Origin of the sequence: Herbaspirillum sp. WGmk3, from assembly GCF_023952535.1 — a bacterium.
Classification (GTDB): Bacteria; Pseudomonadota; Gammaproteobacteria; order Burkholderiales; family Burkholderiaceae_D; genus Herbaspirillum; species Herbaspirillum huttiense.
The window spans coordinates 1,381,657-1,387,922 of the sequence record NZ_JAKYWT010000001.1 but is presented as its reverse complement, the minus strand read 5'-3'; the positions used below and the strand labels follow the sequence as shown (position 1 = coordinate 1,387,922).

Genomic DNA, 6,266 nt, shown 5'->3' with positions numbered 1-6,266 from the left:
CAGTGTGAAAGTAGGTCATCGTCAGGCTTGTTACTCCCAAGAACCCTCGTTACGCAAGTAGCGAGGGTTTTTGCTTTGTGCGCTCGGTTTATGATTGCAGCGCGGTCGATGCGAAAGACGGTTCGATTGAAGTAAAAAGTTTCGAACGGTCCGAGGATCGATAATATGCGTTCATCCTCGCCGCTGCGTGCTGCAGGGCGCTTCAAGCTGCGCGAGCGAGACCTTTTTGCCGTCATATCGTCCTGCTGGCATTCAACGTCTATTCTTAGTTTTATTCACAGACGTAAATCTCTGCGCTCGGTCTCTGTGCATTTTCTTATACACAGACATTTAGGATCTGAAAGGTCAATTGACTCCAAACACGCGTAATAAGGCACTCCGGGAAATCCAAACCTTAGATTTATACACAGCCTGCGCCAATAACCCCAGTAGCAGTTAATTTATGCACAGGCAAAAATCTAACATTCAGGAGCAGGTCAGTCCCCGCCTGATATGCAACAGCAGTCATTCGCCACTCGCGACCCTCTCTCAAAACAACAGACAATAAAAAAGCCGGCAAAGCCGGCTTCTTCATTTTCAGCAGTACAAGCTCAGATCATCAGAACTTGTAAGCCACACGTGCCACGGCAAAGTTCACGCCGCCGTTGGGTTGCTTGATGCCACCGTTGGAGAAGTGCTGCAGGCGGATGCCCAGGTCCAGGCCATTGCTGAACACATAGCCGGCACCGATGTGGTCACCGAACTGGAAGGCGGTCGACAACACCTTGTCGTTGTTGCGGTAGAGCTTGGAGAACAGGTGCACGCCGATACCGGCTTCACCGTAGAAACCCTTGCCGTCGTCGCGCTGGAAACGCAGCACCGGGGTCAGGCCCAGGTCGATCAGGTTGCCGCTGTCATTGGTGTTGTTGTAGTGGTTCATGCGCCAGTTGGCCAGCGACAGATCCCAGTAACCACCGATGTGGGTGCCATTGGACTGCCAGAAATTCCAGTTCGGACCCCAGTTGAACTGCGCACCGATACGGGCCAGCTGGGTGTTGTTGCCAGTACCGTACTCCAGCGACATGCCGTCGATGGCGTAGCTGGGCGACTGGATGGCAATGGCGGCAACGCCAGCAAAAGCGATCTTGGCGACCAGGCTCTTCAATTTAGTCATGGATTCTCTTTCAGCGCGTAAATGGTTTTGAAGGATCTTTGCTTGTATTCGGCGCGGCGCAAGGGCAGCCGCGGGGACGCGATATTCTCTCATAATCATCACAAATGCATACTCGCGTGAAATATTGTGCCGCGTCCTTACCACAGACGGCGCGCAGCCTCATGGGCGATAGCTATACTCAAGTCTTCCCGCCACCTCCACGCGAATGGCCAGCACATGTCCAGACAGCGGATATTGGGCAAGCTCCGCCTCGCTGCGGCCATTGCGTCCGGTCGTGATGAAGAGCGTGCGCAGATCCTCGCCACCAAATGCCACCATCGTCGGACAGCGCGCCGGCACGCGGATCTCCTGCAGGATCTCGCCCTGTGGCGACAGCCGCAACACCCGCCCTCCCTCGAACATCGCACACCAGTACGCACCTTCGCTATCGACCGCGGCACCATCCGGGCGTCCGCCGTAATCGGGCGCAGTCTTGTCGCTGTCGAACTGGCGCAGCAGGCGGCAATTGCTGGTCTGGCCGGTAGCCAGATCATAGTCATGGACGTTGATGCGGTGGGCCGGCGTATTGGCGTGATACATGAGGCGCTGGTCCGGGCTGAACGCCACGCCATTGGAGGTGACCACGGCATGATGCGCATCACGCAAGGCATTACGTTCGAAGCAATACAAGGTGCCGCCATCGCGATCACGCGGCTCGTAGATGGTGCCGCACCAGAAGCGGCCAGAGGCATCGCAGCGCCCGTCATTGAAGCGGATGCGTGCCATATCGTAGGGCGCTTCCAGCAGCGCCGTCAGCGCGCCATTGCCAGTATTGAGATGGAACATGCCCGACCGCAACGCCACCACCAGCCCGCCTTGGGCATGCTTGACGATACTGCCGGGTTCTTCCGGCATGTCCCAGCGCTGGTGCTGCTGCGTGGCCAGCACACGCTTGTGGACGGCTTTGCCGGGAATGTCGATCCAGTAGAGTGCTGCTTCCTCCGCGTGCCACAGGGGCGATTCGCCCAGCAGCATCAGTTCGGGAGAAACGGTGGTGAAGGTGTCAGCAGTCAATGCGGGAGATGCCTGGGACATGGAGCTTGCCTGTAAGCATGAATGAGTAAGCGCTCATTATGCCGCGCGGATCTGGTTTGATAAACCTGATCCGCAACATCCCTCACACCAGCAGGAGGATCAGCGCGCAGCGCGCCAAAAGAAAAACGGCATGCGTGCAGCATGCCGTCCTGATCTGGCGGACCGTTCGTATCATCCGCATCGTCCTGATGCGAGACCCTCGAACGATCCTCCCATCCCCTGCTTAGTTGGACCACCCACCATCAATCATGTGGATCGATCCGGTAGTGAAGTTCGACTCGTCCGATGCCAGGTACAAGGCCAGTGCCGCCACTTCCTCGGCCTTGCCGATGCGGCCCATGGGCTGGCGTGCCACGAAGGCGGCGCGGACTTCGTCTTCGCTCTTGCCGGTCTCCTTGGCTTGCGTGCTGATGCGCTGGTTCAGCGAAGGCGATTCAATGGTGCCCGGGCAGATCGCATTGCAACGGATGCCCTGCGCCACGAAGTCCGCCGCCACCGACTTGGTCAGCCCCACTACGGCCGCCTTGGAGGCTCCGTAGGCAAAGCGATTGGCCACGCCCTTCACGCTCGATGCGGCCGAGGCGATGTTGACGATGGAGCCGGCCTTCTTGGCCAGCATGCCCGGCAGCACCGCACGGATGGTGTGGAACATGGCCTTGGCATTGAGATTGAAGGAGAAATCCCAGGCCTTGTCATCGCACTCCAGAATGTTGCCGGCTGCCACGTAGCCCGCGCAGTTGAAGAGGACATCGATGGTGCCGACCTTGGCCACCAATGCCTTGATGGCGTCGTCGTCGGTGACGTCCAGCAGATGTGTCTCCACACCAGCGATGGAGGCGAGCTCCTCCAGATGCGTCTTGCTGATATCGGTAGCGATCACGCGCGCGCCTTCACGCGCAAACAGTTCAGTGGAGGCGCGGCCAATACCTTGGGCCGCAGCAGTGATGAGAACGGTCTTGCCGGCGAGGCGGCCAGTGGATGCGGACATGCTTGTTCCTTTGCGATTAAACGAGTTTGCGATTGGCGAGATTCTTGTACAGCGCGGTGAGCCCGAAAGTCCACGGTGCGGTCTGGTCGCTGAAGTTCACGGTGTTCACCAGCGCACCCAGCTTGGGGGTGGAGATCGTCACGATGTCGGCGACCTGGTGGGTGAAGCCCTGGCCGGGACCAAAACGGTCCTGGGTCGGTGCGAACATGGTCCCCAGGAACAGTACCAGTCCATCCGGATACTGGTGATTGGGACCGATCGCATGCTCCACCAGCTGCAGCGGATCGCGGCTGATCATGGACATCGAGCTGCTGCCCTTGAGCGTGAAGCCTTCCGTACCATCGACCCGCATTGTAAGTTCGGCGCGACGCACATCGTCAATTGAAAAGTTTGCATCGAACAGGCGAATGAAAGGCCCGACTGCGCAGGAAGCATTGTTGTCCTTGGCCTTGCCCAGCAGCAGGGCACTGCGGCCTTCGAAGTCGCGCAGGTTCACATCATTGCCCAGGGTCGCTCCTACCACCTTGCCACGGCTGTTGATGGCCAGCACGATTTCCGGCTCGGGATTGTTCCAGGCCGACTTGGGGTGAATGCCGACTTCATCGCCCAGGCCCACCGACGACATCGGCTGTGCCTTGGTGAAGATTTCCGCATCCGGGCCGATGCCCACTTCGAGGTATTGCGACCACACGCCTTGCTCCAGCAGCACTTCCTTCAGGCGCGCAGCTTCCGGCGAGCCCGGCACCACGCTGGAGAGGTTGTCGCCGATCACCGCCGTGATCGCCTTGCGCACCGATTCCGCCTTGCCGGCGTCACCGCGCGCCTGCTCCTCGATCACGCGCTCCAGCATGCTGGCCACGAAGGTCACGCCGCTGGCCTTGACGGCCTGCAGGTCGATGGGAGCCAGCAGCCAGGGGCGCGAGGTATCACGATGGGCGGCGTCGGCATTGTCGAGCAACTCCTGCAAGGTCGCGAGGCGGGTCATGTTGGTGGCGGCGCGTACGGCGGCGGCCGGGTTGTCGAGTTCCAGCAATTCGCTGGAGGTGGCCGCGATGAGCGTGAGGTCATACGCACCGTCGGCGTCGATCCGCACCAGCACCGGGCCCACGCCGGGTTGCCAGAGGCGGCCGATCAGCGTGGCCTGCGCGTGGTCTTCAGGCAGGTGGGCCTGAAGCGAATAAGTGTGTGCCATGTTCTTGATTCCTTATGTTGGAGGCGGACCCGGATGACTCGGGAAGCGGGCGTCGCCACGATGTCGTGTTCTGCAAGGGGGAAGACTCACTGCGGGCGAAACATCCTCGTCCCCGTGGATGCCCGAAGGCAAGGATGCTTGGCCGGCAGTCCGTATTACGCGACCCGGGCCGGCGTAATACGGATCACCATGATTCACTGCGGGATAACACTAGCCCGGCCGCAGCCGGGCCTTCATGATCTGCATCAGCATCAGGTATAGACACCGATGTGCCAGGGCACGAATTCATCCTGTCCGTAGCCATGCAGCTCGCTCTTGGTCTTCTTGCCCGATGCCGTATCGAGGATCATCTGGAAGAAGCGTTCACCGACCTCCTGCGGAGTGACATTGCTGTCGGCAATCTCGCCGCAGTTGATGTCCATATCTTCTTCCTGGCGTTGCCACAGCGCAGTGTTGGTGGCCAGCTTGAGCGACGGTGCCGGTGCGCATCCATAGGCCGAACCGCGGCCCGTGGTGAAGCAGATCATGTTGGCCCCTCCGGCGACCTGGCCGGTGGCCGAGATCGGGTCGTAGCCCGGCGTATCCATGAAGACGAAGCCGCGTGCGGTGACCGTCTCCGCATACTTGTAGACATCCACCAGATTGGTGGTGCCGCCCTTGGCGACCGCGCCCAGCGACTTCTCGAGGATGGTGGTCAAGCCACCGGCCTTGTTGCCCGCTGAGGGATTGTTGTTCATCTCGGCATCGTTCTTGGCGCAATACTCCTCCCACCAGGCGATGCGGGCCAGCAGCTTCTCACCGACTTCCGGCGATACCGCGCGGCGGGTGAGCAGGTGTTCGGCGCCATAGATTTCCGGCGTCTCCGAAAGAATGGCCGTACCGCCATGCCGCACCAGCAAGTCCACTGCCGCACCCAGCGCCGGATTGGCCGTGATGCCCGAATAGCCATCCGAACCACCGCACTGCAGGCCCAGCGTCAGGTGCTTCGCCGACACCGGCTCGCGCTTGATGTCATTGGCCTTGGGCAGCATCTTCTTGATCTTCTCGATCCCCAGCGCCACGGTCTTGGCGGTGCCGCCGGTGCCCTGGATGGTGAAGGTGTGGAAGTATTCGCCTTCCTTCAGGTTGTGGCTTTCCATCAGGCCCGAGATCTGGTTGGTCTCGCAGCCCAGGCCCACCACCAGCACCGCAGCGAAGTTGGGATGGGTGGCGTAACCCGCCAGCGTGCGGCGCAGGATCTGCAGCGGCTCGCCCTGCGAATCCGTGGCGCAACCCTGGCCGTGGGTCAGGGCCACCACGCCATCGATGTTGGGATAGTCGGCCAGCACTTCGGGATGGATGTCGCGGCGGAAGTAATCGGCGATGGCGCGTGCCGCGGTGGCCGAGCAGTTCACCGAGGTCAGTACGCCGATGTAGTTGCGCGTGGCCACGCGGCCATCGGGGCGCACGATGCCCATGAAGGTGGCCGGTTCGGCGACGAAATCGACCGGCTTCACGTCCGCGCCGAAATGGTGTTCACGCGAGAACTCGGCCATGGCCAGGTTGTGCGTGTGCACGTGCTGGCCGGGCGCGATGTCCTGGCTGGCCGTGCCGATGATCTGGCCGTAGCGCTTGACCGGCTCACCCGCAGAGATGGCGCGGGTCGCCATCTTGTGGCCGGCGGGAATGAGGCCCTGGACTTTGAGGCCGCCTTCGTCCTGCAGCACGGTGCCGGAGATGAGCTGCTGGCGGGCGATGACGACATCATCGACCGGGTTCAGGCGGATGATGGGAGAGTTGGCTTTCATGTTGGTCTCGGAGAACGTGGATGCTGCAGGCTGGCCGCTCAGGCGGCGGGCGCATGCCGCACTGGCTGGCGC

The 6,266-nt window shown here is 61.0% G+C and carries 5 protein-coding genes; all 5 read right to left on the bottom strand.

The genetic code is table 11. The annotated features are described in order from the left end of the window. Positions 1 to 598: 598 nt before the first annotated feature. A complete protein-coding gene (locus MKD49_RS06040; RefSeq protein ID WP_034329858.1) occupies positions 599 to 1,153 on the bottom strand; it encodes an acyloxyacyl hydrolase in 555 nt (184 codons plus the stop codon). Positions 1,154 to 1,312: 159 nt separating this feature from the next. Next, positions 1,313 to 2,227 (bottom strand): SMP-30/gluconolactonase/LRE family protein, encoded by a 915-nt coding sequence (locus tag MKD49_RS06035; protein ID WP_252695747.1) that lies wholly within the window; start codon positions 2,225 to 2,227, stop codon positions 1,313 to 1,315. 223 nt (positions 2,228 to 2,450) lie between these two features. Continuing rightward, entirely contained in the window at positions 2,451 to 3,215 is a 765-nt protein-coding gene (locus MKD49_RS06030; RefSeq protein ID WP_034329862.1) for an SDR family oxidoreductase, read from the bottom strand. A 16-nt stretch (positions 3,216 to 3,231) separates the two neighbouring features. After that, positions 3,232 to 4,407 (bottom strand): fumarylacetoacetate hydrolase family protein, encoded by a 1,176-nt coding sequence (locus MKD49_RS06025; RefSeq protein ID WP_034329864.1) that lies wholly within the window; start codon positions 4,405 to 4,407, stop codon positions 3,232 to 3,234. 251 nt (positions 4,408 to 4,658) lie between these two features. Then, positions 4,659 to 6,194, bottom strand: coding sequence for a UxaA family hydrolase (locus tag MKD49_RS06020; RefSeq protein WP_039786861.1), 1,536 nt, complete (start codon positions 6,192 to 6,194; stop codon positions 4,659 to 4,661). Between the last annotated feature and the right edge of the window lie 72 nt (positions 6,195 to 6,266).